Consider the following 23495-nt stretch of genomic DNA (forward strand, 5'->3'; position numbering starts at 1 on the left):
TGACCCCCAGCACGGCGCGATTGAAGGGGATGTGTTGACCCGTCGGATTTCGCCACAACCGCATGGACAGCGGAACGCGACCGATTTCAGACCCTTGGCGCCCTCGACGAGCGCGATCGCGTCCCGTTTTTCGACGGCGATCGTCGCGGCGGCTTGGGTGTCGACGGTCTCGACATTGCGGAACGGACGTATGTAGCGGGCGCGGCTGGCGGCGGCGCCGGGGCGGGCCGCCAAAGCCATGACCAAGGCGCTTGATCGTGGAGAACATGGGTCGCTCCTTTCAGCGCCGCCGCCAGACCATCGGTTGCCGATCGCCTGCGGCGAACGCGCCAAGCCCGCGCGAACACACAACGCAGCTCTCGTCCGGCTCGCCGCCAAAGCTGCGGATGACACCCTCGCGTCCGTTGTAATTCAGTCCTCGGGATCGCATGGGCAGGCCGGCCACGGCCGCCATGAGCATTGTCATCGCGGATGATGCGACAACGCCATTCAGCGCGATCACGGCCGGCTGAGGCGTATCCGGCACATTGTAAGGATCAGCCGCTCGCTCCTGGGCGCTTTCGAAATCTCTTCGAACGGCGGCGGGATCGAGAACGCCGCCGCACTGCAGGCAGGGCAGTCCCGGCGCGAGCATTTGCACGCGGCCTGCGATCGCCTGGACCTGGCCGTCGACGGCGTCGACCTGCACGCCGAGATCGATCGCCGGGACCAGATGCTGGTACGCGATCTGGTTCACGACGGCCCTACTGCCGTGACTGTCGGTGCAGCACATGACGAAGTCGGCGCGCAGCAGAAGTTTCCCGCTTCCGCGTCGAGTACGTTGAGCGGGAAAGGCTCCACGATGGTCCGCCCCCCCGTGATGCGCCTGACCATCTCAGCCGCAACATCGACCTTGAGATCGCCGACGGATCCCGGCGACGCGCCGACCACGCGATTGCGGTTGGTGTCCTCGATCCTCTCGTCGTCGATCAGAATGAGACGTCCGATTCCAAGGTGCGCGGCCTGCTCGATGACCAGAGAGCCTGTGCCGCCGGCGCCGACGACGGCGAGCGTCAGCGCGCGCAGGGACCGTTGACCGGCCTCGCCGAGGGCGCGGACGTTGCGGTCGTCGATCGCATCGATGGTCGCCCTGTCGAGCGCAGGCCCGGAGCGCCTGACCGAGCGGCCTACTTCGACGATCTCGGGAATGACGATGGTGGCGCCGTCGCGCAAGCGCGCCCGAGCGGCGTGGCCGTGCTCGCTCAGGATCAGCGAGCCGTGCGGGCCGTGAGGCGCGCGCGAGAACAGCGCAGGCATGACAACAGCCTCGCCGGCGTCATCGACCTTCGAAAATTCAACGACCCGCGCGCCGGGATGCGTGTGCGCGAAGATGAGCCCGAGGCCTTCGTCGCGCGCCCGCTTCAGCAACGGCACGTGAAAAGCCGGGGCGAGCTCGAGCCGCACCGGAGACTGGACGATGTAGGCCTCGGGCGGCGCCACTTCGACGTCGTTGACCAGCAGCCCCTCCGCCCCGAAGGCGCGACCGTCATGATCGCCGCCGCCTCGAGCGGGGCGTAGGCGAGCAGCGCCGCCTTGAGCGCCGCAAGCGAGCCGTCGGGGAACACGATGCGCCGGATCATTGGGCCTGCCTCAAGCGCTCTCGGATGACGTTGACGTAGGTCAGGAGGTCGTCCGGTTCGGAGCCACCGCGCGACGTGCCAGGAAAACCAGAGCAGCGGCGAGCCGAGCTGGGGGTTGTCGACCGACGTGTTCGTCGGCTGCGTCCCGGCGGCGAGCCGCAGTCCGCGGTCGGCGAAGAAGCAGTCTGGCGCGGCTTGCGGATAGTTCGCCGCCGCGACGAACCAGACGCCCGTCGCGGCCATGTTCCAACCGCCCGGCGGCTCCGTCGGCACGCCTGGGACGTGCACGACGAAGCCGGCGTCTCTTTCGCTCCAGCTGGCGCCCGGAAAGGCGTCTGGAGCCGGCTGAAATGCGCGCCGAAGACCTTGCTCATCCGAAGGTCGCCCGGGCTGGCCATAGAACCGCAGGCCGTCGCGGATCTTGACGGTGGAGCCGAGGTCGATCGGCTTGTCGTCGCCCGGACGTTCTTCGAACAGCAGGTAGTCCGCGGGGACGCCGCCGAGGGCGGCGATCTGGGCCCCCGTCATCTCGTCATCGGCCACGTCGTAGGGGACGTCGCCGATATAGATGCGATGGGTCTTGGGGCGGCGCTCGCTCCGGAAACGTTCGAAGCCTGCGGCGCCAAGATCGACAGTGTCGGTGGTCTCGATCCGGAGGTCGGGCTGGTCGCGGCGCTCGAGACGAGCGAGCGCTTCGCCGGGTCGATCCGGGTTACGCCATAGAGCACGGTCCCCGGGACAGTCGCCTTGGGCCACACGAAGTCGATACCGTCGCACTCGAAGCGATGGAGGTCGGCCGACTCGATCACCCAGAACTCGTCACCGTCGTCGACCTTGCGCTCGGCGTCCTCGGCGAGGTCGGCGAGGCCGCCGCTGTCGCCTCGGTAGAGCACCGCGAACTCGTCCGGCGGCAGCGCGCCGGCGAGGAGGGCGACGTCGCGGCCTTTCAGTCCGGCGCTCGGCCTTAACCTTCCGGCTGTTCAGATTCTCGTCGAAAATGACCAGCTTGATCCCGCCGGCCCGCTCAATGTCGTTCGACATGCGTCCCACTCCTGAAACGGCGACGCTGAGTTCGATCCCCCCGTTCGGAGGCCGGCTCGCGCCCGTCACGTTGACGTGGGGTCGGCACGCTTCGAGTGCAAGGAAAAATGTTACCTATTGCGTAACGATTTTGGATCCTACATGAAGATCGGGTTCCCGAATCGTTCAGTTCAGAGGCTGTTCAACGTCCACGAGCGACTGGTAGAGCGCTTCGGGGAGACGCTCGCGGGCAAGATCGCGGGGCGGATGGCCGTGCTTGCGGTCGCGCGCAATCTCGCGGCGCTTCCGGCCGAGCCGCCGATCGGCTTTCGCGTGGAGCCCGGCTCTGCGAACCTCTATGGGGTCGACCTGCCCGGCGGGCGGCGGCTGATCTTCACCGCGGCGTCTGACGTCGTGGACGGATCGGCGCTCAAGCTCAGCCAGATCGAGGAGATTACGGTGATCGACATTGTCTGACGTCGCCCGGCCAAACCCTCAGAGGCGAGCGCCGTGACGGCCGACCTTTCCTATCAGCCAGATCGGCTGGTCTCGCCCGGGGCGGTGCTCGCGGACTTCCTCGACGAGCTCGACATCTCCGCCAGGGAGCTCGCCCGGCGATGCGGGCGTTCCGCCAAGCTGATGGTCGAGATCATCGCCGGCAAGGCGCCGGTCGAGCCCGAGACGGCGCTGCAGCTGGAACGCGTTCTCGGGATGAGCGCCGACATCTGGCTCGGTCTTGAGGCCCGGTATCGTCTTGAGCTCGCCAAGACGGAGGAGATCGAATCCATGGCGGGCGCGACCGGTTGGGCGTCACGCTTTCCGCTGGCGGAGCTTCGCAAGCGGGGCCTGATGGGGGGAACTGGCGTCGACGGCGACGCCGTCAGGCAGCTGCTGGCGTTTTTCGGTTGCGGCAGCGTCGAGTCCTGCAAGGAGAAGTTCCGCGATCTGGCTGCGGTCTCCTACCGGCATTCGCCGAGCTTCAAGAGCACCGAGGAAGCATTGCTCGTCTGGCTGAGGCTCGGCGAACGAAAAGCCGGCGGAATCGCCTGCGCCGACTTCGACAAATCCGTCTTCACGAAGAACCTGAAAGAGGCGCGGGCGCTCAGTCGTGACCCGATCGACGCGGCGCTGCCTGAGCTCGAGCGGCTTTGTGCGGCGGCGGGCGTCGCCTTCTGCATCGTCAAGCCGATCGAAGGCATCCGGCTGAGCGGAATCTCCCGCTGGCTCACGCCGCGGAAGGCCCTGATCCAGCAGTCGATGCGCCATATGGCCAACGACCATTTCTGGTTCACCTTCTTCCACGAGGCCGCCCATCTGCTGCTTCACTCCCGCAAGACGGTATTTTTGGACAGCGCCGACTATCGGTCGGCCAGCGACGCCGAAGAGGAGGAGGCCAACAAGTGGGCGACGAACTTTCTCGTCCCACAGACGCTACTTGAGACGTTCATCGCCGGCTTTGAAGGGACGGACGAAGAGGTGTTGGACTTCGCCGAACGGCACGACGTCGCCGCCGGTATCGTCGTCGGGCAGCTGCAGAACCGCGGCGTTCTGACCTACAGGCAGATGAACCACCTGAAGGTGCGCTTCAAATGGGCGGCCTGAAGCAGTCGCCGGCGAGAGTCGGGCGTCCATGTGACCGGGCGGCTGTCCGATGAGCGACAACGTCGATCTGTTCGCCGACGTCGCGTCGTCGCTGTTCGCAAGGCTCTACGCGGCGTTTCCGTTCCCGATCGACATCGAGATAGACGAGATGGCGGATGCGGCGATGCCGGACGCGGACCCTTCGGGCGCGACCCGCGAAGCCTTCGTCGAGGCCTCGCTGCACTGGCTCGGCGCTGCAGGCCTGATCGCCTTCGAGCTGGTCAGATGGGCGCGCGCATGATCGAGCGCGTTGGGCTCACGGCCCGAGGATTTCTGGCCTTGCAGGTCTGCGAGGATGGCGGCGAACCGGTCGGGCGATTGCTGCGTGACGAGCGCTCCACGCCGGATCGACGCCGGCTGGTCGGTGCGGCGCTTGCGGCCGCCGCCAGATGACGGGCGCCTTACGGGACTGACCAGGCCCTGTAACGCTTGCGACCAGTGGCCTCTCGCAAGCCGAGGTCCTGAGCGAGCATCAACGCGGCCCGCGGGGTCACGCCGAGGCGCGCCGAAATCAGCGACGACGTGACGATCGGGCTTGAAATCGCCAGGTCCCGCAACTGGGGCAGCTTCGAGTTCGACCGTCGGCCATCCGTGCGCCTGTCGAGCCGGCCATATGTCGTGAAGAGGCGATCGTGCTCTTTCAGCCCGGCGTTCGCCGCTTCCGCCAGGCCCTGCAGGACCACTTCCAGCCGGATGACGGGATCGCGCTTCCAGCGTTTTTCCTGGGGAACGGCTTTGAGGCCGGCGGCGAGGCACGTCAGGTGCGCACGGGTTTTAGCGCGCGATCGCAACAGATCGGCGCACAGCAGGCGACCGAGCCAGGCTTGGGCCTGCAACGGCTCGATCTGGTCTCAGGCGTCGAAGGCGACCGCAGCGGCGAGCGTCGCCGGAAGGACGCTGACCGACGCGACGACCGAGCGCCATTCCGCGAACTTGGGTAAGCGGCGTCGATCGCGCCGGCGCGGAGCTGGTCGGGGTTGCTAGCATCGGCGTGATCGACGTCCAGTCAGCGCGGTCTCGGGCGGCGCTTGGGCTCGGTTCCCGAAGCGCCAACTATCGTTGCCGGTCTCGACGATGTCGAAGTGGTGGGAGAGCCGATCGAGCAGCGCGGTGGTCATCTCGGCGTCGCCGAACACGCGCGGCTATTCGCTGAAGGCGAAACTGGAGCCGATGGCGTACTCGGGCACAAACTCCGCGATCGCCGCATCGGGCGTCGGGGCAGTGATCTGGATGTCGCTGGTCGCCATCCAAATGATGGATCAGCGCGGCCCCGACTTCATCAAGCTGAAAAGAGAAGGCCCGCCGAGCGGATTGGACGCTGGCGGGCCTTTCGGGTCTGTTGTGGCGGCTACAGACGAAGCCAATGCGCCCCTGATGAGAGCGAAGGGATTCTTGCATCCCGCGATGAATCGCACAAGCGCCAGGGCCGTTTGATCGACCTCTTTCGGCGTGACGCGTCACGTAACGCGGTTTGTGACGGCAAGCGAGGGAGTAACGGGGGCGTCGCCGCTTTTGAGACCGCCGGCGAACGGCTCTTTCCGGCGCTCTGGACGGAGCCTCCTGGAGACCATTGCGGTCGCTTCCTGTGGGTCGGCGCGCTCGAGCCGCGTGAGATGGCTGACGGCCGCGGAACCGATCCTGGCGAGCGACACGGGCCTCTGCAGGGCCTCGCGCTTGTCCAGGCCCTCGCGGCGGGCTTCGGCGTATGTCTCCGCCCAGATCGTCTGCAGCGCGATGATGATGGCGCGGTCGACCTGCGTCGGGTTCGGCCGCTTCAGAACTTTCGCGCGGTCGCGGTAGGCCTGTGATCGGGCCGCGGCGCGCTGGCGATAGGCCTTGAGGCTGTCGCGGGCGGGTTCGGCGTTTTTCGGGCGGGACATGATCCGTGGTCTCCGGCGGTTGCCAGGAGTCTGTAGGCGCGGAACGAAAGACACAACGGACGTCGTGACGTGACGGCGTATGCGGTCGTGGTCTCATGGCAGCGTCAGCGTCCCGCATGGTCAGCCATCCATGCTGCTTGTCAGCCGCTCTCTCATCCAGGCGAAGCCGACCTCTCCAGAGCCAGCGACCCTCGCAGGGATCGTCCCGACCCCCCTCCAGCCCAAACCCTCTTCCCGACATTCTTCTCTTTCTGTCCTAAGCCGAAAGGCTTCCAGTCAGCCTACGGCTCAAGGCGCCATCCGCAACGAACGGCTGACAGCCCGCCACCCAGGCCCGAGCGAAGCTGGCGCCAGCCAGCGAAGCGACAGGCCTCCAGACCTCCGCGCAGCTGTCTGACAGCCCCCATGGGGAGGGCCCGCCAGGGCCCGGAAATCCGCTCTAAAGAATACGACATCTATTAGGCGCGATTCGGTTCCCATGAATCCACACAAGCCATTCAACAGACGTTGTGTTATTCGTCGCCATGACCATATAATCGGCATCATCTTGCATGCTGAGAGACGCCATGTTCGCACCCGAAAAGTCCCCGTCGCCGCTGGGCCATCTGAAGCCGTCGCAGCCCTTCGACGGCTCCGTGATTTCGTTCCCCGAGTTTGCCGCGCGGGAGATCGCTCTGCTCGGCCTGAGCGGTCCGGCCGCCCACCGCGCATGGTCCCTGATCGCGGTGATGAGGCGCGCCGTCCCCAAGAACTGGAGCGCTTTCACGGCCGATCTGATGGACGCCTCGGGGCGCGAGGTCCGCAGTCTCCAGGCGGCCATGCAGGAGGTGGTCGAAGGCAGCGAGGTCTATGCGCCGTCCAATCCGGAGCTCCACGGGAAGCGGCTGTTCATCTCGATCACGGTCACCCCGGGCTATGGCGGGCCGGTCGGAAAGAGGCGGCCGGGGATCATCGAGGTGGTGCTCGATCCGGCGTTTGGCCGACTTCTGGACGGCCCCCGGGTGGAGGTTCCGCGCATCTGGTGGCAGCAGCTCGGCCAGAAGACGTCGGTGCTGCTGGCGATGAAAGCCGTTGGTTTCGTTGGGCTGAGCCGGCCTGGGATGACGGACCCCATGAACGAGATCGAGATCACCGGGGAGATGGCGGAGATCACCGCGCCGGGGTCGTTCGCGGTGTTCGCAGCCAAGCACCTGAGCCGGGCGCTGGACGAGCTCAACGCCCCCTCGCTGTGGCGGAACTGGCGCTTCGAAAGGGTGTCGATCAAGCGCGGCGTCAAGCTCGTCGGGCTGGCGGTGGAGATCTCGACAGCCAAGAGCCGCAGGGAAAAGACGCATTCGGCGGTGATGGGAGACAGGAAGGCCCGGCTGCGCCGCGAGCGGGCGACCAGGGCCGGCGTTTGACGGACACAACAAAAAGGTGTATTTCCTGTCGGAAATACGGCACCCCACCGCTCTTGGGGTTTTCGGGGGCCGCGCCAATCACTGGTTGCGGCCCTTGGCGCGTCTGGAGCGGAATCGACAGATCGGACGCATTTTAGCGATCGCCGAAAGCCGACGCTCACAGGTCGAGATGTAGGTTGGGGAGTCGGCCCGGATTCCCGGGCATGGAGGGCGTGAGATGCTCAGCTACGAAGAGACCGGTTTTCTGCTCGGCGCCGGCGATCGGATGCGCCGCGAGCGCGCCTTGGCTCAGCAGGTCGTCGATCAGGCCTGCGCGCAGCGTGACGAGGCGCTCAGGATCAGCGCCCACAACTATCAGGCCTGGGAGGCGGCCCAGTCGACCGTCGAAAGCCAAGCAGAGTACATTCGGCGGCTCGAAGCCATCATCCGCAACCAGGCCGCCGGCCGCGCTTGATCACCTGCGTAGGATCGCCGCCACGATCTCTGCGTCTGACTTCGCGCTGACCTCTGCTGCCCGGCGCTTCGTCATCGGCCGCACTGGCTTCTCCGCCGGCCGCCCTATCGCCTCAAGCCTCGCGAGGTCGGCCGCGATGATCTCGCTGATCGTCGGTGCGGCACTATGAGTCGGCCGGGCCGCCGGACGGGTGACCGAGACGGCCGCCTGAGCCGGCGATCGGCGCTCCCAACCGGTCACCGACTCCGGACGAGGATAGGCCTGAGAGCTCGCTGGGTTCGATTTCATGGCCCGTTTTGGCCAAACCCAATTCCACCAACTGACACGCATTGGACCCTCCAGAGCGCCTCCAGGCGCCTTCTATGCCCATCCGAATCCATCTCCCAGCAATGCACAATCCACGAATAGGCGTCGAATAGCCAAGAATTGGCCGTCATCGGCCTGCCGGCCGGCGCTCATTGGGTGGCATGCGGACCCGAAATCCATGTCGAGCGGCGCTCAGACGCCGACTCAATCCTTCATGGGCACTTGCCGGATCGCGGATTTGTGGAATCCTGAATGGATCAACAGTTGATCCACTTGGATTCGAGATGCTGCGTCGCCCTCCTGCTTTCATTCCGCCCGCTGAGACCACTTCTCCGGCCCCCGCGCCCGTCCAGGCTGAGAAGCCGGAAGCCGCTCCTGCAGCGTCCGCGCCCGCGCGGGAGGCGATCGACTACGAGGCATTCGCCGCGGCGCTGGTGGCAGCCCTCGAGGCGGTACCGGGCGTGCTGGCCCAGATCGACCTCGGCGTCGGCCACAGCGAGACGTACTCTTTACTTAAGGCGCGGCTGCGCGCGACGGCCGCCCCGGCGCCTGCTCCCGAGCCGGAACCTGTGAAGGCCTCCGAGCCCGAGCCCGCACCTGAGGCTCTGAAGCCGCCCGTCATCGCCGTCCGCCGCCCCGGCGTTATGCGCCCGCCGGCCACCCAGCCGCGGGCGGTGACGACCGACGCGATCGTGCAGGCGGCCGCCGCGACCGCAGCGCCCCAGCGCCCGAGGCAAACCCAGGACGAGCTCGAGAAGCTCCTCGCCGCCGTCGGCTCCGTCGAGGCGGAGACCGAGACCAGTGAAGACGCGGACGTCATCCCCGACGCCTATGCGGAGCCGGTAATCTCCGACGAGGAGGCGCTGATGGAACCGGGCGAGGTCGCTCTGGCTGACGAGGGCGCTTGCGAGGATCCGTGGGTCAACCCGCTCAGGATCGGACTGCCGAAGCCGCCGCGCCCGCTGACCGAGCCGAGGGGCGTGATCGTGCCGCTGGCGCCGTCGACGCCTGCGCCGGCCGAGGACGACGGCGAGCCGGAGTGGATGAGGCCGGGTTTCGAGTCGAACCCGAATGACAAGGGCCTGATCGCGCGCTTGAGCGCGGAGCGATCCGACAAGCGGAGGCTGACGTAGTGAACGCCTGGCATCGCGTCGACCGCACCCGGATGGCGCAGCTTTTCCGCGCGGGATCCACCAAGTCCAAGATCGCGAAGATCTTCGGCGTCACCGAGAACGCGATCCAGCGCTATCTGGTCAAGGACGGCCTCCTCGAGCGGAGCATCCGACGCGATGGGAAGGCGGAGCCAGGCCGCGATAGCGCTCCAGCACTGCGTCTCGCCCGCGGCCGTGTGCTCGGCGCTGCAGCGGGCCCAAAGGGCCTCAAATCCAGCGTGACCTATCAGTAGGTCATCCGTAGATTAATCTGACCTATGGGCCGTGAAACACCTTGTGAAACATACACTTAGTAATGTTGACAAAACGTCTGAGTAACGACGATTTTCGCGCCGCCTGGGTGCGGCCCTGGCCTCTGCTGGAGATTTCGATCGCCGACGATCGGTCGATCCCCAAGGTCAAAGAGCGTGCCGCAGCGCTCGGCCTGCCGTCCCGGGATCGCCGCCAGCGCCGCACGATCATGGCGGCCGCGATGCCGGCGTCGCACCTCTCGGACGACGAGATCCGGCAGATGTGGGAGACCGACGTCCCGGTGAGGGAGATCGTCCAGGCCGACCGGACGACCTCTACCATCGTCCGTATGCGCGTCGAGGCGATGGGCCTGCCGGCGCGGCCGCACATGTTCCGACGTCCTGGCGGACGCGGCGGGAAGCCAGGATCGGCGGCCAATGAGCGTCAGCTGGAGCTGGACGAGATTGTCGAGCGGCTCACTCGCGCTCGAACGCCAAGGGGCGAGATCGCGCTTAGGGCCGGCGTCGGCGAGCGGACGGTCTACAACCGGCAGCGAAGGCTGGGCCTGCGTTAGCGCGGCCGGCGCCTGCCCTGATCCAGCCCCGCCAGCACAGCGATGTTCTCGGACGTGTAGCCGCCGTCGGCTGGCTCCGGATCCGGCTCCTTCAGCAGCCCGCGCTCTCGCATTTCAGCCTCAAGCCGTTGAGAGTTTCGGGTTGAGAGCTCTGTGGGGGAAATCGTTTTCGGGTCCATTCTCGGCCTCCGAACCATGCTCGACCACCACCATAGGCTACAAAAACGGCCTCTGGGGACAGGATTGTATCGCAAAAGCTGCAGGAGCGACCTCGGAACTGGGTTAACGGGCAAGGATTGCTCGTCTGGGCCCCCGAACTCCCCCACAATTTTGACGAACTTCCCCATCGATTTCCACATGGGCATGGGGAAGTTCGAGGGAAAGTCCGTCAAATCTATGGGGCAAATCCGATAGTGAAATCATGGGCTTGCAATGGATTTCGGATGCGCCATGCTGATTCGCATGAGCGTCCAAGTTCCGATTCCTCAGGCCCTCGTTGAGGCCTTCTCCTATCGGCCCCTGCGGCCGCTCGACGACACCGCCAGACTGCTTGGCATGTCGGGGAAGACCCTGCGCCGGCATCTTGCGGCCGGGAACATTACAAGCGTCAATGTCGGGGTCGGAGCCGTTAAGCGCCGGCATGCTTTCCGCCTGTCCGACGTCACCTGCTTTCTCCAGAACCAGCACCAGAGCGCGCCGTGTCCGTCTACAAGAAGACCCCCAGCGCGGACCACTACAGCTACGACTTCGTCTGGAAAGGTCGTCGGTTTTCTGGCTCGACGGAATGCTCTGATCGCCGAGCGGCAGAGGCCTTCGAGCGCCGCGAAAAGCAGCGCGTAAAGTCCGAGGCTGCGTCCGCCGATCCGACGCCGACCATGTCGATCGACGCGGCCGTCGATCGCTACTGGATCGAGGTCGGCCAACACGCCAGCGAGCCGGACCTGGAGGCGAACCTCGCTCGCTTAGTCGAGTGGATCGGCGCGGCGACCCAGCTCTCCCAGATCACCAACGAGATGGTCGCCGGCCTGGTCGCCCGGCGCCGGGGTGAGTTCCGCCACGGCCGCCCCACGCTCGGCCTGGTGTCTGCCTCCACCGTCAACCGCTCGCTGACGATGCCGCTCCGGCGGGTGCTCAAGCGGGCGTCGCTCGACTGGGAGATCCCGCTCAAGGAGTTGCGCTGGAGCTCTCACATCCTGAAGGAGCCGAAGGAGCGCGTCCGCGAGTTGACCTTCGACGAGGAGGCTCGCCTCGAGGCCGTCGAGCTTCCCGAGTTCACGGACCTGCGTCGGTTCGCCCAGAAGACCGGCCTGCGGTCGTCCGAGTGCCTGCTCGCCTGGGACCAGGTCGACTTCGGAACCCAGAAGATCCACGTGACTCAAAAGGGCGACGACCCGCACTCGATCCCGATGCATCCCGAGGTCGAGAAGCTGCTCCGTCGGCTCTGGATCACGCGCGATCCTGAGCAGGACGCCGTATTCCTCTATACCGCCCAGAAGACGCGCCGCGAGCCGCGCACTGGACGCGAGATTGAGGCCGGAATGCGCTATCCGATCACGGCGGCCGGGTGGTTGACCTACCACCGCCGGGTCTGCTCCAAGGCCAAGGTCGCGGACTTCCGGCGGCACGACGAGCGCCACACCAGCGCGACCCGGCTCCTGCGGTCTACGGGCAATCTGAAGGCGGTCCAGAAGGTCCTGGGCCATAAGTCGATCACGACCACGATGAAGTACGCGCACATCAATGACGACGACGTCCGCGCCGCCCTGGCCCGTCAGGCCGAGGACGAAGGGGCCCGTCGCGCCGACCATGAGCGCCGCAAGAATTCCCACCAGAGTCCCACCGAGGGTGCTCCGGCGGTCAAAAAACTCAAACGGCCCCGTAGCTTAGTTGGATAGAGCACCAGCCTTCTAAGCTGATGGTCGCTGGTTCGAATCCAGCCGGGGTCGCCAAGACCTTCTCGAGATTTCAGCGCGCGGTTCGACGGTCGGGCCTCCCCCTGGCCGTCAGACCGCGTCCGCCCCGATCGCCGCGAGGCCTGCGCGCGCGACCTCGACGTCCTGATCCGGCAAGCCCGAGCCGACCCCGATCCCGCCGACGCATTGCCCGTCGAACAGGATCGGCAAGCCGCCCGCGAGATTGGTCAGGCGGCCGCCGGTGGCGCTCGCGAGCCGTGGCTCCATCTCCGCGTTGAACCGCCCCGTCGGTTGCCGGTGCGAAGCCGCCGTGACCGCCTTGGCCAGAGAGGTCTCGCGCGACAGCAGCTTGGCGCCGTCGGTGCGCAGAAAAGCGATCAGGTTTCCGCCCTCGTCGACGATCGAGACGTTTTGCGGCGCGCCGATCTCCTCGGCCTTCTGGGAGGCTGCGGCGATCATGCGCAGCGCCGCGGCGTGGGTGAGCGCCAGCCTCGGGCGGGTGAATGCGGCTTCCGTCATGCGGTTCGAGCCCTTTTTTTTTTTCCAAGCGTTCGCGAGCGCCGCACGCGATGGGAAGACGCGCCTGCGACCCGTTATACTCCGCCGCGAAGCTGATGCTCCCCCTCGGCTCGCCGCTCGATCATGCGAGCGCGCCAGGCCGCTGGCCTTCGTCGCCCCTGTCGCAGCGCAACCGGTCCGGCGTCATGTCATGGCGGCGGGGCGGTCGCTTGGAGGTCGCCGTTTCGAGCCGGGCCTTCAATCGGCCTTGATGGCGTCCTATATGACAAACACCGACAGGCCGGTGGCGGCGCCGCCGATACGGATCGCGCCGCAGGCAGTCGGATCTCAACACTCGCATTGCCGCCTTGCGCGCCGCTCTCGCTGCGACAGCGAAGTCCCGCCAAGGCCTTAAGGAAACGATGAAGAAGCATACCCACGCCCGCCCCGCCGTCGCGCGGCAGGCGCCGAACCAGATCCGCACGGCGGTCGCCGCAAAGCGGACCAAGGCCTGGAAGCCGGAACCGAGCGCCATCTCACGCGCCGAATGCGCGAGATCATCATTCAGATGATCGGCTGACGCCGGCCCTCCACTCCAAGCAAGCCCGCCCTCAAAGGCGGGCTTTTTTGTTCCCGGAGAGCGGCGACGCCACGGGCGAGGACGGACGGCCGGACCAGTCCGTCGGGCTCGTCCCGGGGGGTCCATTCTTGGCGCAAGGTTACGAAGCGTCTGCTTAGGCGAGCCGGGTCGCCAAGCCGGCGACGCCGTCAGCCGAACGCCTTCGCGGCGAAAAAGCCGACGGTGGCGGCGAAGGCGGTGAGGATCGCGCCCCACGTCATGTCGACGATCGCCATCGTCATCGGAAAGCCCCGCGTCACCGCGAGGTTCGTAAGATCGTAGGTTCCGTAAGCCACGAGCCCGAACAACGCGCCGGAGACAAGCGCCGTGGTCCATTGGCCGCTCGCAAGCGCGGGCGAGATCGCGAAATACACCACGCCGACGACGTAGAGCAGATAGAAGGCCGCGGCCGCGACGAGGTTCGGGTCCGGCGCCATGAGCTCGCCGAGCTGGACGCGGTAGAACTCGCGCGCCACGAAGCCGAGCCAGATCGCGTCGGCGGCCAGGAACGCCGCGGCCGCAGCCGCGTAGGCGACGAGATAAATCTTCATGAGGCCATTACGCGCCGATGCGCGGATGGACCACTCTGTCACCCGGCTTCAGCCCGATGCGCTTCGCGGAGCCCGCGAGCAGCTCGACCACGTAGCGCGCCGGCCCCTGCGAGGAGACGATGCGGGTCGAAAGCGGCTCGGTGTCCTCGGCGACGCGCAGGACGCGTCCGTCCGCGCCCACGAACACCATGTCGAGCGACACATAGGTGTTCTGCATCCACATCGAGATTTCCTGCGGCTGCCCGAAATCGAACAGCATGCCGTGGTCCTCGGGCAACGAGCGGCGATACATCAGCCCGACCTCGCGCTGCTTCGGCGTGTCGGCGACCTCGATCTGGAAAGTCTTCGCCCCACCGGCTGTCTCGAAGGTCAGCGGCTCGAGCTTCGCCGCCGCAAGCGCGGCGGAGACGAGCGCGACCGTCATCACGACGGCGAACGCCGCGAGACGTGCGAGAGTGAGGGAGGCGACTGCGGCTGCGCGCATCTGCGCGGCGCTCAGTGCGACGACGGCCCGCCGCCGGGTCCGTCCGGCCGGACCTCCGCCGCCATCAGGCCCTTGGGCCCGTTGCCGAAGCGCGCGAACACCTTCTGGCCGGGCCTGAGCTCCATGATGCCGAAGCGGCGCAGCGTCTCCATGTGGACGAAGATGTCCTCGGATCCGTCGCCGCGGGTCAGGAAGCCGAAGCCGCGCAGGCGGTTGAACCACTTCACCTCAACGAGCTCGAGCCCGCTCGTCGGCGTCACCGAGACATGGTGCGGGCCGGCGGAAGCTCGCCCGGATGGCGGGCGGTGGAATCGTCAAGCGACAGCACCCGGAAGGCCTGCGCGCCCTTGGGACGCAGCTGCGCCTCGCAGACGATGCGGGCGCCCTCGTTGGCGGTCTGGAAGCCGTCGCGGCGCATGCAGGTGACGTGCAGCAGGACGTCGGGTCCCCCGTCGTCCGGCACGATGAAGCCATAGCCCTTGGCGACGTCGAACCATTTGATCACGCCGGACACCTCGTAGAGATCGACAGGGTCGACCTCCGCCGCATGTCCTGGCCTCGTCTCTGTCAGAGACGCCGCGCCCTTCGCCCGCTCTTCACTCATACGAACCGCCTGCCCGCAACTTACACCGACGGAAGGGAGCCGCGTCCGACTCGTTCGACTGAAACGATATCATCGAGAACCGCAAACGGAAAGGATGGCGGCCGGAAGTCCGCGACCATCTCGTTCGGGTCGACCGACGAGGGCTTGAATGAAATCAATCTGGACATCGAAGCGATCGCTAGGGACCGAAAATCTCGACGAGGTCGCCTCTGAGCAACAGGTCGGCGTAGGGGTCGAGATCGGTCGGTTCGCGGTTCGCGATGACGAGGGCCGCGCCCGCGCGCTTGGCCGCGACGGGAAGCGCCGCCGCGGGATAGACCACGAGCGACGACCCGAGCACGAGGAAGAGATCGGCCTCGCGCGCCGCGGCCTCGGCCCGCATCATCGCCTCGACCGGCATCGCCTGGCCGAACGAAATCGTGGCGGATTTCACGAGCCCGCCGCAGACGCGGCAGTCTGGCGGGTCGCCGCTCGCCTCGAAGACCGCGCGCACCTCGGTGAGTTCGTGGCGGGCGCGGCAGTCAAGGCAGGCGGCGTAGGTGCCGTTGCCGTGCAGCTCGATCAGCCGGTCGCGCGGAACGCCCGAGGCCTCGTGCAGGCCGTCGATGTTCTGCGTGACGACGACCGAGGCCCTGCCCTCCCGCACGAAGCGCGCGATCGCCCGGTGGGCGGCGTTGGGGGCCGCGCCGCGGGTCGCGTCGTCCATCGTGAATTTGCGCCGCCACGCCTCGCGGCGCATCTCGAGGGAAGAATAAAAATCGTCGAAATCGATCGGGCGATTCTTAGACCAAAGCCCGCCGGGGCTTCGAAAATCGGGGATTCCGGAGCCGGTCGAGACGCCAGCGCCCGTGAAGACGACCGCTGAGCGCGCGCCGCGGATAAGCGCGTCGAGCGCCGCGATCTTGCGGTCGTCGTCCTTGCGATCGTCGTCCTGGCTCATACTTGCATCCCGCGACTGCTCAAGCGCCGGAGGCGACGATGAAATATCTGCACACCATGGTCCGCGTAAGCGACGTCGACGCCTCGCTGGATTTCTATTGCGCCAAGCTCGGGCTTGAAGAGGTGCGGCGCACGGAAAACGAGAAGGGCCGCTTCACGCTGATCTTTCTCGCCCCGCCCGGCCAGCGCGAGGCCCAGGTCGAGCTGACCTACAACTGGGATCCCGAGGCCTATGGCGAGGGCCGCAATTTCGGCCACCTCGCCTATGAGGTCGACGACATCTATGCGACGTGCGACCGCCTCATGAAGGCCGGCGTCGTCATCAACCGCCCGCCGCGCGACGGGCGCATGGCCTTCATCCGCTCGCCCGACAACATCTCGATCGAGCTGCTCCAGAAGGGCTCGGCCAAGGAGCCGGCCGAGCCGTGGACGTCGATGGAGAACACCGGCAAGTGGTGAGCTCGACGGCCTGAGCCGACGCGGCTCAGGCCGCGCACTGCGCCGCGCCGGCGGCGCTCGGGCGATCGTCCTCCGCGAGGATCCGCCGCCCGAGCGCCGTCGTCAGGACCGCCGCGAGGCCGCCGAACGTCGACACCGCGAAGGCGCCATGCGACCCCCAGAGGTCGATGGCCCAACCGCCGAGGAAAGCGCCCGACGCCATGCCGACGCCGAGGCCCGTCATCACCCAGGTGACGCCCTCGGTCAGCATGTGGGCCGGAACGCGACCCGCCACGATGCCGAAGGCTGTGATGAAGGTCGGCGACACCGCGACGCCGCTCAGGAACACGAAGACGGCGAGTTGCGCGACGCCGCCTGCGAACAAAAGCGGCGGCTGGGTCAGCGCGACGATCGCCGTCGCGAGCACGATCTGGCGGTGGAGCGCCATCTCGGGGCGCGCCGCGCCGAGCGCCACGCCCACCACGAACGATCCGACCGCATAGACGCCGATCACGGCGCTCGCCGCCCCGGGCGCGCCGAACGCCTTCGTCAGCGCCACCACGCCGACCTCGGTGGCGGCGAAGATGACGCCCATGAAGATCAAGATGAGCGTGACGACCTGCACGGACTGCAGCCGGATGGCCGAGGTCGAACGTCCGCCGCGCACGGGCGCCGGCCGGGGCTCCGTGGAGCGCTGGAGAAGCAAGGCCGTGACCCCGAGCGCAAGCATGACCGCCGCGACGGCGACGCCTGCTTCTGGAAACAGCGCGACGCTGATCGCCACGGAAAGCGAGGCGCCCGCGATGTAGACCAATTCGTCCGCCGCAGATTCGAACGCGAAGGCCGTGGCGAGCGCCGGCCGGTCGCGGAACAGCGCCGTCCAGCGCGCCCGCACGAGCGCCGGGACGCTCGGCATCGCGGCCGCGAACAGGCTTGCGGCGAACAGCGTCCAGACCGGCCAGCGGAAATGCGCCGCCGCGACCAGCATCGCAAAGGCTGCGACCGACACCACGGTGGCCGGCGCGACCACGGGGGTCTGCCCCGCTTTGTCGACGAGCCGCGAGATCTGAGGCGCGATGAGCGCGTTGGCGAGCGCGAAGGTGGCGGCGACCGCGCCGGCGAGCCAATAGGCCCCGTGGGTTTGCGACAGCATCGTCACGATCCCGATCGGCGCCATGGCGACCGGCAAACGCGCCACGAAGCCGGCGGCCGCGAAGCCTTTCGCGCCAGGCGCTTGAAATATCTCGCCATAGGCGGTGAGCATGAGAATCCTCGTCTCGTTGGCGCAGAGCTCTTACATACGAGCCGTATGCGCGAAGACGTAGGGACATACATTGCGTATGTCAATTGGCGTGCATGGCGTATGTGAGTTCCGTCGAGGGCGTGATGTCGAAGACCCGCAAGGAAATGATCGCGGAGACCCGCGCGAAGCTGCTGGCGGCCGGCCGACACGCCTTCGCCGAGCAGGGCTACGCCGAGGCTTCGATGGACGACTTCACCGCGAGCGCCGGGCTGACGCGCGGCGCGCTCTACCATCACTTCGGCGGCAAGACCGGCCTGTTCGAGGCCGTCGCGATGCAGATCGACGACGAGATCACCGAGCGGCTCGACGCCCTCGCAAGCCGAGCGGCCTCGCCCTGGGAGGCGCTCGTCGAAAGCTGCGTCGCCTATGTCCAGATGGCGCTCGAGCCCGAGGTCCAGCGGATCATGTTTCGCGACGGTCCGGCGGTGCTCGGCGATCCGTCGAGCTGGCCGAACGCCAGCGCCTGCATCGCCTTCGTCACCGGGCAAGTCGAGGCCTGCCGCGCCGCCGGCGTCCTGTCCGACGTCGATCCGGAAGCGGCCGCGCGGCTCCTCAACGGCGCGACCAGCGACGCCGCCCAGTGGATCGCGAACGCCAAGAACCCGGAGGGCGTGTCCGCCAAGGCGGTCGCGGCGCTACGCGCCATGCTGGACGGGCTGAGAAGAGCCGACTGACGCCTGGCGGAGCCGCTGCCCGCAGCCCCGCTCCAAATCGGCGCCTCGAGAGAAGAGCGCCGCCCCTGCCCTCACGCCTTGACGGAGGGCGGCGTGGCGGCGGTCACGGTGCCGGCCGCGCGCCACGGGCTCTTGCCGAGGCCGAATTTCTCCAGCCGGTCCAGCAGCGCCCAGAAGATCGGCGCCTGCCGGCCCTTCAGCGGCGAGAGCGCCCACGGGTCGAGCCCGACGAAGGGCAGGAACGGGTTGCGCCGCGCGTAGGCCCAGATCTCGACGCGCGTCGAGGGCCGAACGCTCGCGCCGCGAGCGTGGAAGCCGGAGGTGTCGGCGACGACGAGCGTGTTGGCCGGCACCGCAAATTTCTGCGGCGCGGGCAAGGCCATGCGCTTCAGGTCCCGCGCGGTGACGCGGAACGAGCCGCGCGAGGACAGCCGGTCGAGCTTCGAGGCGTTGACGCTCATTCGCCGCTCCCAGGCGAGCCGCCGCTTGGTGGGGCGGTGGGAGCCGGGAACGTAGACGAACGGCCCGAGATCCTCCTCGACGTCATGGAGGAACAGCCACGCCTTCATGGTCGGATGGAACGTGTCGGCGTGCACCGAGGTCTGCGGGTCGGTCGCGGACCTGTCGACCTGCGCGAACACCGTCTGCACATAGACGATCGGCTCGGCGTCATAGGTCGAGACGTAGCGCACGAGGTTCTGGAAGGCGTCGCCGTTCACCGCTTTGTCGGTCGCCGGCATCTTCTTCAGGATTTGCGGATCGAGCGCGATCCGGCGGGTGATGGCGTCGCCTGCTTCATCTCGCGGACCGGGGCTTCTGTGCGGCCGATCTCGTCGACGAGCGCGCGAAACTGATCTTCGGGCAGGAAGTTGCGCTTCAGAATAAAGCCGTTCGCGGCGAACTCCGCCCGGTCCTCGGGCGAAAGCCGTGAGGCGAGCTTGGCGCGGCGCGCCTCCGCCATGCGATTCGCGAGCCGCACGCGCCAGACATGGAGCCCGCGCTCATTGAGCCTGACGTCGCCAAGAATGCGATTGTCGCAGAACGACTTGGCGCCCGTGAAGATCTGCGCGGCCCAGACCGGGGCCAGCAACCAGCGCAACGCTGTCGTCATCTTGGCGGCTCCCTTTCGGCAGGCGCATCCGAGCGCGCCGCCCTTTGCGCCACCACTAGCGCGCCACGTCGCCCGTGTCGCGGCCCGCGTCCACGCCTTGTCAGAACCGCTGACGAGAATGTGACGGACGGTCGCACCTGAGGGCCTGACTACGTATCTGCACACCGCCTCGACGGCCGAGAAAGACAGCGGGTCGATCATTTCGAGCCGGGAGATCTCGGCCGGCAAGACTGAGCGCTCTTAGGCTGAATGAACCACGCGCCTTAGACAATAGTGCAATCAAGGGCTTAGCCAGATCGACGCAACGCGCCCGAATCTTTTCAGGTCTTTTTCTCAGTCCATAAAAAAATTAACTACAATAAACTGGCACATCTCAGTTTGAGACAAACTCTCCCTGGCGCGCCAGAATCTATTTCCTCGACAAATCAGAGTTAACGTCGAGGCCGTTTCTTACCGGCAAAAATCGTCCACTTGCCAATGGTAAACAAACAATTAATTCTTATTTCCAACCGGAGCGGCGGGTGGCGGCTCCGATCGGAGCGGTCGCATGTCGATTACGATGACGATGCCGGAGGCGACGCCTTTCATGCGGCTCAGCGAGGCGAGGCGGCGTCTGCAGGCGGCCTTCGCGCCGCCGGCTCGGCGCGCGGAAGCCGACGCCGAGACCACGGCGGGAGAGCGGCTCGCGCTCGAGACCTACGCCGAGATCGAGATCGAACACGACGCCGCGCTCGAGACGTCGTGGTGCTGGATGAACCCGATCGGCGCGCCGAGCTTCACGCCCGGCCTGCTGCGGGATCTCTCGGCCCACCAGCGGCTGATCCGCGAAGCCTTCGACACCGCTTCCGCGGACGCGCCGGCGCCGATCAAGCACGCAGTGTTCGCCTCGCGCCTTCCGGGCATCTACAATCTCGGCGGCGACCTCGGCCTCTTCGCAGGCTGGATCCGCAACCGCGACCGGGAGGGCCTCGCCACCTACGCTCGCGCCTGCATCGACGTGCTGCACGAGAACCAGATCGCCTTCGACAAGCCGGTGATCACCGTGGCGCTCGTCCAGGGCGACGCGCTTGGCGGGGGCTTTGAGGCGGCGCTGTCCTGCGACGTCATCGTGGCCGAGCGCGGCTCGAAGTTCGGCCTGCCCGAGATCCTCTTCAACCTCTTCCCCGGAATGGGCGCCTACAGCCTTCTGGCGCGCCGCCTCGGCGGGGCCCAGGCCGAGCGCTTCATCGCAAGCGGCAAGCTCTACACGGCCGAAGAGCTCCACGCCCTCGGCCTCGTGCAGGTGCTCGCCGAGCCGGGCCAGGGCGTCGCCGAGACCCATCGGCTGCTGACCCGCAACCAGCGCCGCCACAACGGGCTTTCGGCGCTGTTCCGCGCCGGCCGCCGCGCCGCTCCGATCCCTTATCAGGAGCTGCTCGACATCACCGAGATCTGGGTCGACGCCGCGCTGAACCTCGAGGAGCAGGACCTGCGCAAGATGGAGCGCCTGACCTCCGCGCAGGACAAGCGCCTGATCGCGAGCTCCGTGATGAGCGACGACGTGCGCCGCGCCGCCGGCGCTCTCTGAACGACCGATTGAGCCCTGCCGGGCCTCAGCGAGGCGTCGGGATCTCGCGGTCCCGGCGCCTCACGCCCTTTTGGGGCCTTCCGAGCGTTCCGGAAAACGCTGGCGCAAGGTCTTGCGCACGCGGTCGAATTCGCTCTCCAGCCGACGCATGTGCTCCGCGCCGTTGATGGCGAGGTCGTGGGCGTCGGCGTTGCGGTAGGACAGGCAGATCTCGTACATGCCGCGCGCGCCGATATTGGCCGCGCCGCTGCGAAGCGCATGGGCCTGCTCGCGGAACGTCGAGGCTTCGCGTCCGTCGACCGCTTCATGCAGGCTGCGCAGCACGGAGGCGGCGTCGCCGATGAACTCGTCCACGAGGTCGGCCACGAAGTCCTCCCCGCCAAGCGTTTCGAGCTCGGCGATCGTGTTGCGGTCGACGACCGCGCGCGTGGCCGGGCGATAGTTCGGGTGCCGGGCGATGTTGGCTACGATCTCGTCGTCGACCACGCCCGCCTCGACCGCCGCCTTCTCCGCCGCCGCCACCGCCTCGCCGGCGCCGCCGGCCCCGCACATCTCGGCGATCAGACCGAGCAGCCTCTCGGGCTCGATCGGCTTCGTCAGGCAGGCGTCCATGCCGGCCTCGAGGCAACGCTCGCGCGCCTCCGGGGTGGCGTCGGCCGTGAGCGCGACGATCGGAACGCGCGGCTTCCCGATCGAGGCGAAGCGGTAGAGCTTGGTGCACTCGACCCCGTCGAGCGCCGGCATGTTGACGTCCATCAGCACGAGGTCGAAGGCGCGCTCGGTGAGCGCGTCAAGCGCGAGCTCGCCGTTCGCCGCGATCGAGACCTCGTGGCCGGCCCGCTCCAGGATCTTGGTGATGACCTTCTGGTTGGTGCGGTTGTCCTCGGCGACGAGGATCGACAGGCGGCGACCCACCTCCCCGGCGGGCGCGGCCTTCGCCACCGCCGCCGCGCGGCCGACCGCGCCGACGCTCGCGATCTTCATCATCGCGGCGAGCGCCATATCGTCAGGATCGGCCGCGCAGGCCGCCACCGCATGGCGGATCTCCGGCTCCGGCAGCCCCTCGGGGGCGTTCGGATCGATCAGCGCGATCTCGACGGCGCCGCTGTCGTCGGCGGCGCGCAGCGCGAAAGCGATGTCCTCGCCGGACGCGCGCCCGCCGCGCGCGTCGATCGCGACGGCCCGGCGCCCGGCGCCTGCCGGATCGCTCGCGAGCAGCCGCAGCGCGCCGCGGAGGTCGAAAGCCGCCTCGGCCGCATAGCCGAGCGCGAGGAGGCGGCCCGCCAGCGCCTCGGCGCGCTCCTCGTCGGCTGCGAGCGCCACGACATGAACGTCGCCTGCGGGCCGGGCCGGAGCCGTCGCCGCCGATTCGAGATCGAGCTCGAACCAGAAGGTGCTTCCGACGCCCTGCTCGCTGTCGACCCCGATGCGTCCCCCATGGAGCTCGACGAGCTGGCGGCAGATCGCAAGCCCGAGACCGGTTCCGCCATGGCTGTTTGATGATGGTCTCGTCGGCCTGGGTGAAGCTCTCGAAGATGCGGGCGCGCGGGCTTCGGGCGCGATGCCGATGCCGGTGTCCGCCACCTCGAAGCGCAGCCGCGGCGCGGCCGCCGTGCCGCCGACGCGATCGACGCAGATCGCGACGCCGCCGGCTTCGGTGAACTTCACCGCGTTGCCGATGAGGTTGACCAGCACGTCCCGCACATGGCGCGCGTCGCCGCGCAGCATCAAAGGCGTGCGCGGCGTCACGTGAAGCGCCAGCCTCAGCCTCTTTTCGCGCGCCTGCGCCGTCAGCATGCCGCGCACGGTCGCAAGCGCTTCGGCGAGGTCGAAGTCGACGAGGTTGATCGGCATCTTGCCGGCTTCAAGGCGGCTGAAGTTCAGGAGGTCGTCGATCAGGCCGAGCAGCGAACGGCCGGAGGCGCCGGCGGTTCGCGCCATGTCGCGCTGCTCGGCGTCGAGCTCGGTCTGGTCGAGCAGGTCGGTCATGCCGATGACGGCGTTGAGCGGGGTCCGCAGCTCGTGGCTGACGCTGGCGAGGAACAGGCTCTTGGCGCGGCTCGCCTCTTCGGCCGCGATGCGGGCGCGCTCGAGCTTCTTGATGAGCGTAGCGGCGTAGGCCGGCAACGCCAGCAGGCCGAGCAGCAGGCCGTAGGAGAGACGGATGTGCTCGAGCCAATAGGGCGTCGAGGCCACCATGGCGGAGAAGCCCGCGATGCCGATCGCAGACCCCGCGAGCAGCGCGGGGATGCCGAAGCGGAAGCCGTTGCCGAAGATGATCCAGAGATAGGCGGGGTAGAGGATCGCCGTGACCTCTCCGCCGAGATGCATGCCGACCGAGAGCGCCGTGAGGTCGAACACCATCGCGAGCGAGCGCCGCCAGCGGGAGACGCCGGGCGGAGCATCATGTGGGCGAAGAACATCCAGCCGCCGACCGCGAACACCAGCGCCGTGGTGAAGGCTGCGCCGAGCGGCGCGCCGTCATAGGCGGCCGCGC

The 23495-nt window shown here is 67.5% G+C and carries 28 protein-coding genes, 1 tRNA gene and 3 pseudogenes; 16 read left to right on the top strand and 16 right to left on the bottom strand.

The features are described from left to right. Nucleotides 1-54 precede the first annotated feature (54 nt). From K6K41_RS30925 to K6K41_RS03125, 4 genes and pseudogenes are all read right to left on the bottom strand, one after another. Nucleotides 55-240, bottom strand: a pseudogene (locus K6K41_RS30925) (hypothetical protein); the annotation flags it as partial. Nucleotides 241-280: 40 nt separating this feature from the next. Then, the gene (locus tag K6K41_RS03115; RefSeq protein WP_261403862.1) at nt 281-772 is read right to left on the bottom strand and encodes a ThiF family adenylyltransferase; all 492 of its coding nucleotides are present in this window, start codon (nt 770-772) and stop codon (nt 281-283) included. Continuing rightward, nucleotides 733-1443 carry a HesA/MoeB/ThiF family protein gene (locus tag K6K41_RS03120; RefSeq protein ID WP_261403863.1) on the bottom strand — a complete coding sequence of 237 codons (711 nt, stop codon included), beginning with the start codon at nt 1441-1443 and terminating at the stop codon, nt 733-735. The genes K6K41_RS03115 and K6K41_RS03120 overlap by 40 nt, the downstream gene beginning before the upstream one ends. Further along, nucleotides 1401-2375, bottom strand: coding sequence for a multiubiquitin domain-containing protein (locus K6K41_RS03125; RefSeq protein WP_261403864.1), 975 nt, complete (start codon nt 2373-2375; stop codon nt 1401-1403). The genes K6K41_RS03120 and K6K41_RS03125 overlap by 43 nt, the downstream gene beginning before the upstream one ends. Nucleotides 2376-2404: 29 nt before the next feature. Here K6K41_RS03125 and K6K41_RS03130 point away from each other — a divergent pair, with 29 nt between their 5' ends. The 5 genes from K6K41_RS03130 to K6K41_RS03150 all read left to right on the top strand — a co-directional run bounded on the left by K6K41_RS03130 (nt 2405) and on the right by K6K41_RS03150 (nt 4673). Next, the gene (locus K6K41_RS03130) at nt 2405-2587 is read left to right on the top strand and encodes a hypothetical protein (protein ID WP_261403865.1); all 183 of its coding nucleotides are present in this window, start codon (nt 2405-2407) and stop codon (nt 2585-2587) included. Between the two features lie 214 nt (nt 2588-2801). Next, nucleotides 2802-3116, top strand: coding sequence for a hypothetical protein (locus K6K41_RS03135; protein WP_261403866.1), 315 nt, complete (start codon nt 2802-2804; stop codon nt 3114-3116). Between the two features lie 84 nt (nt 3117-3200). Continuing rightward, nucleotides 3201-4241, top strand: coding sequence for a HigA family addiction module antitoxin (locus K6K41_RS03140; RefSeq protein WP_261405623.1), 1041 nt, complete (start codon nt 3201-3203; stop codon nt 4239-4241). 49 nt (nt 4242-4290) lie between these two features. Continuing rightward, entirely contained in the window at nt 4291-4521 is a 231-nt protein-coding gene (locus K6K41_RS03145; protein WP_261403867.1) for a hypothetical protein, read from the top strand. Continuing rightward, entirely contained in the window at nt 4506-4673 is a 168-nt protein-coding gene (locus tag K6K41_RS03150) for a hypothetical protein (RefSeq protein ID WP_261403868.1), read from the top strand. The genes K6K41_RS03145 and K6K41_RS03150 overlap by 16 nt, the downstream gene beginning before the upstream one ends. 8 nt (nt 4674-4681) lie before the next feature. Here K6K41_RS03150 and K6K41_RS03155 read toward each other — a convergent pair whose 3' ends face one another. Then, entirely contained in the window at nt 4682-5116 is a 435-nt protein-coding gene (locus tag K6K41_RS03155) for a DUF1612 and helix-turn-helix domain-containing protein (protein WP_261403869.1), read from the bottom strand. A gap of 144 nt (nt 5117-5260) precedes the next feature. Further along, a pseudogene (locus K6K41_RS03160) lies at nt 5261-5422 on the bottom strand (ATP-binding protein); the annotation flags it as partial. Here K6K41_RS03160 and K6K41_RS30140 point away from each other — a divergent pair. Beyond that, a complete protein-coding gene (locus tag K6K41_RS30140) occupies nt 5355-5714 on the top strand; it encodes a hypothetical protein (RefSeq protein WP_378146608.1) in 360 nt (119 codons plus the stop codon). The pseudogene K6K41_RS03160 and the gene K6K41_RS30140 overlap by 68 nt on opposite strands. Before the next feature lie 23 nt (nt 5715-5737). Here the strand turns inward: K6K41_RS30140 and K6K41_RS03165 are convergent, their stop codons facing one another. After that, complete coding sequence (locus K6K41_RS03165) at nt 5738-6160, bottom strand: hypothetical protein (protein WP_261403870.1); 423 nt, start codon at nt 6158-6160, stop codon at nt 5738-5740. Nucleotides 6161-6711: 551 nt separating this feature from the next. Between K6K41_RS03165 and K6K41_RS03170 the strand changes: the two genes are divergently transcribed. From K6K41_RS03170 to K6K41_RS03200, 7 genes are all read left to right on the top strand, one after another. Then, the gene (locus K6K41_RS03170) at nt 6712-7560 is read left to right on the top strand and encodes a hypothetical protein (protein WP_261403871.1); all 849 of its coding nucleotides are present in this window, start codon (nt 6712-6714) and stop codon (nt 7558-7560) included. A gap of 217 nt (nt 7561-7777) precedes the next feature. Continuing rightward, nucleotides 7778-8014: a hypothetical protein gene (locus K6K41_RS03175; RefSeq protein WP_261403872.1), complete on the top strand. Its 237-nt coding sequence runs from the start codon at nt 7778-7780 to the stop codon at nt 8012-8014. Between the two features lie 590 nt (nt 8015-8604). Then, the gene (locus K6K41_RS03180) at nt 8605-9453 is read left to right on the top strand and encodes a hypothetical protein (RefSeq protein ID WP_261403873.1); all 849 of its coding nucleotides are present in this window, start codon (nt 8605-8607) and stop codon (nt 9451-9453) included. Between the two features lie 32 nt (nt 9454-9485). Continuing rightward, nucleotides 9486-9725, top strand: a complete 240-nt coding sequence (locus K6K41_RS03185) for a hypothetical protein (protein ID WP_261403874.1) — start codon at nt 9486-9488, stop codon at nt 9723-9725. Nucleotides 9726-9832: 107 nt separating this feature from the next. After that, a complete protein-coding gene (locus K6K41_RS03190) occupies nt 9833-10297 on the top strand; it encodes a hypothetical protein (protein WP_261403875.1) in 465 nt (154 codons plus the stop codon). A 698-nt stretch (nt 10298-10995) separates the two neighbouring features. Then, the gene (locus K6K41_RS03195) at nt 10996-12192 is read left to right on the top strand and encodes a tyrosine-type recombinase/integrase (RefSeq protein WP_261403876.1); all 1197 of its coding nucleotides are present in this window, start codon (nt 10996-10998) and stop codon (nt 12190-12192) included. Further along, nucleotides 12170-12246: transfer RNA gene (locus K6K41_RS03200), tRNA-Arg, on the top strand. Before K6K41_RS03195 ends, K6K41_RS03200 begins: the two co-directional genes overlap by 23 nt. Nucleotides 12247-12300: 54 nt before the next feature. Here K6K41_RS03200 and K6K41_RS03205 read toward each other — a convergent pair. The 5 genes and pseudogenes from K6K41_RS03205 to K6K41_RS03225 all read right to left on the bottom strand — a co-directional run bounded on the left by K6K41_RS03205 (nt 12301) and on the right by K6K41_RS03225 (nt 15906). Then, a complete protein-coding gene (locus K6K41_RS03205; RefSeq protein ID WP_261403877.1) occupies nt 12301-12729 on the bottom strand; it encodes a GlcG/HbpS family heme-binding protein in 429 nt (142 codons plus the stop codon). A gap of 747 nt (nt 12730-13476) precedes the next feature. Then, nucleotides 13477-13878: a DUF2177 family protein gene (locus K6K41_RS03210; protein WP_261403878.1), complete on the bottom strand. Its 402-nt coding sequence runs from the start codon at nt 13876-13878 to the stop codon at nt 13477-13479. A 7-nt stretch (nt 13879-13885) separates the two neighbouring features. Beyond that, on the bottom strand, nt 13886-14362 hold the full coding sequence (locus K6K41_RS03215) for a DUF192 domain-containing protein (protein ID WP_261403879.1): 477 nt from the start codon (nt 14360-14362) through the stop codon (nt 13886-13888). Nucleotides 14363-14373: 11 nt separating this feature from the next. Beyond that, nucleotides 14374-14966 (bottom strand): annotated as a pseudogene (locus K6K41_RS03220) (cold-shock protein). A gap of 178 nt (nt 14967-15144) precedes the next feature. Then, on the bottom strand, nt 15145-15906 hold the full coding sequence (locus K6K41_RS03225) for an SIR2 family NAD-dependent protein deacylase (RefSeq protein ID WP_261403880.1): 762 nt from the start codon (nt 15904-15906) through the stop codon (nt 15145-15147). A 38-nt stretch (nt 15907-15944) separates the two neighbouring features. Between K6K41_RS03225 and K6K41_RS03230 the strand changes: the two genes are divergently transcribed. Then, a complete protein-coding gene (locus K6K41_RS03230) occupies nt 15945-16364 on the top strand; it encodes a VOC family protein (protein WP_261403881.1) in 420 nt (139 codons plus the stop codon). Nucleotides 16365-16389: 25 nt separating this feature from the next. On the opposite strand, the gene K6K41_RS03235 is transcribed toward K6K41_RS03230, so the two are convergent. Further along, complete coding sequence (locus K6K41_RS03235; RefSeq protein WP_261403882.1) at nt 16390-17607, bottom strand: MFS transporter; 1218 nt, start codon at nt 17605-17607, stop codon at nt 16390-16392. 122 nt (nt 17608-17729) lie between these two features. On the opposite strand from K6K41_RS03235, the gene K6K41_RS03240 reads away from it, so the two are divergent. After that, complete coding sequence (locus K6K41_RS03240) at nt 17730-18320, top strand: TetR/AcrR family transcriptional regulator (protein ID WP_261403883.1); 591 nt, start codon at nt 17730-17732, stop codon at nt 18318-18320. Nucleotides 18321-18391: 71 nt separating this feature from the next. Here the strand turns inward: K6K41_RS03240 and K6K41_RS29235 are convergent, their stop codons facing one another. Beyond that, nucleotides 18392-19060 carry a phytanoyl-CoA dioxygenase family protein gene (locus K6K41_RS29235; RefSeq protein ID WP_315855130.1) on the bottom strand — a complete coding sequence of 223 codons (669 nt, stop codon included), beginning with the start codon at nt 19058-19060 and terminating at the stop codon, nt 18392-18394. Nucleotides 19061-19065: 5 nt separating this feature from the next. Continuing rightward, entirely contained in the window at nt 19066-19659 is a 594-nt protein-coding gene (locus K6K41_RS29240) for a hypothetical protein (RefSeq protein ID WP_315855131.1), read from the bottom strand. Between the two features lie 319 nt (nt 19660-19978). On the opposite strand from K6K41_RS29240, the gene K6K41_RS03250 reads away from it, so the two are divergent. Continuing rightward, on the top strand, nt 19979-20998 hold the full coding sequence (locus K6K41_RS03250; protein ID WP_315855132.1) for a crotonase/enoyl-CoA hydratase family protein: 1020 nt from the start codon (nt 19979-19981) through the stop codon (nt 20996-20998). 60 nt (nt 20999-21058) lie between these two features. Here K6K41_RS03250 and K6K41_RS03255 read toward each other — a convergent pair whose 3' ends face one another. Further along, the gene (locus tag K6K41_RS03255; protein WP_261403884.1) at nt 21059-23362 is read right to left on the bottom strand and encodes a hybrid sensor histidine kinase/response regulator; all 2304 of its coding nucleotides are present in this window, start codon (nt 23360-23362) and stop codon (nt 21059-21061) included. Nucleotides 23363-23495 lie beyond the last annotated feature (133 nt).

Origin of the sequence: Chenggangzhangella methanolivorans (assembly GCF_019797865.1) — a bacterium.
Classification (GTDB): Bacteria; Pseudomonadota; Alphaproteobacteria; order Rhizobiales; family Methylopilaceae; genus Methylopila; species Methylopila methanolivorans.

Coding starts and splice junctions, on each gene's coding strand:
- K6K41_RS03115 (WP_261403862.1), bottom strand. CDS start 772: ATGTGCTGCACCGACAGTCACGGCAGTAGGGCCGTCGTGAACCAGATC.
- K6K41_RS03130 (WP_261403865.1), top strand. CDS start 2,405: ATGGAGGTCGGCCGACTCGATCACCCAGAACTCGTCACCGTCGTCGAC.
- K6K41_RS03135 (WP_261403866.1), top strand. CDS start 2,802: ATGAAGATCGGGTTCCCGAATCGTTCAGTTCAGAGGCTGTTCAACGTC.
- K6K41_RS03145 (WP_261403867.1), top strand. CDS start 4,291: ATGAGCGACAACGTCGATCTGTTCGCCGACGTCGCGTCGTCGCTGTTC.
- K6K41_RS03150 (WP_261403868.1), top strand. CDS start 4,506: ATGGGCGCGCGCATGATCGAGCGCGTTGGGCTCACGGCCCGAGGATTT.
- K6K41_RS30140 (WP_378146608.1), top strand. CDS start 5,355: ATGTCGAAGTGGTGGGAGAGCCGATCGAGCAGCGCGGTGGTCATCTCG.
- K6K41_RS03165 (WP_261403870.1), bottom strand. CDS start 6,160: ATGTCCCGCCCGAAAAACGCCGAACCCGCCCGCGACAGCCTCAAGGCC.
- K6K41_RS03170 (WP_261403871.1), top strand. CDS start 6,712: ATGCTGAGAGACGCCATGTTCGCACCCGAAAAGTCCCCGTCGCCGCTG.
- K6K41_RS03175 (WP_261403872.1), top strand. CDS start 7,778: ATGCTCAGCTACGAAGAGACCGGTTTTCTGCTCGGCGCCGGCGATCGG.
- K6K41_RS03180 (WP_261403873.1), top strand. CDS start 8,605: ATGCTGCGTCGCCCTCCTGCTTTCATTCCGCCCGCTGAGACCACTTCT.
- K6K41_RS03185 (WP_261403874.1), top strand. CDS start 9,486: ATGGCGCAGCTTTTCCGCGCGGGATCCACCAAGTCCAAGATCGCGAAG.
- K6K41_RS03205 (WP_261403877.1), bottom strand. CDS start 12,729: ATGACGGAAGCCGCATTCACCCGCCCGAGGCTGGCGCTCACCCACGCC.
- K6K41_RS03210 (WP_261403878.1), bottom strand. CDS start 13,878: ATGAAGATTTATCTCGTCGCCTACGCGGCTGCGGCCGCGGCGTTCCTG.
- K6K41_RS03215 (WP_261403879.1), bottom strand. CDS start 14,362: ATGCGCGCAGCCGCAGTCGCCTCCCTCACTCTCGCACGTCTCGCGGCG.
- K6K41_RS03225 (WP_261403880.1), bottom strand. CDS start 15,906: ATGAGCCAGGACGACGATCGCAAGGACGACGACCGCAAGATCGCGGCG.
- K6K41_RS03230 (WP_261403881.1), top strand. CDS start 15,945: ATGAAATATCTGCACACCATGGTCCGCGTAAGCGACGTCGACGCCTCG.
- K6K41_RS03235 (WP_261403882.1), bottom strand. CDS start 17,607: ATGCTCACCGCCTATGGCGAGATATTTCAAGCGCCTGGCGCGAAAGGC.
- K6K41_RS03240 (WP_261403883.1), top strand. CDS start 17,730: ATGTCGAAGACCCGCAAGGAAATGATCGCGGAGACCCGCGCGAAGCTG.
- K6K41_RS29235 (WP_315855130.1), bottom strand. CDS start 19,060: ATGCCGGCGACCGACAAAGCGGTGAACGGCGACGCCTTCCAGAACCTC.
- K6K41_RS03250 (WP_315855132.1), top strand. CDS start 19,979: ATGTCGATTACGATGACGATGCCGGAGGCGACGCCTTTCATGCGGCTC.
- K6K41_RS03255 (WP_261403884.1), bottom strand. CDS start 23,362: ATGGTGTTCGACCTCACGGCGCTCTCGGTCGGCATGCATCTCGGCGGA.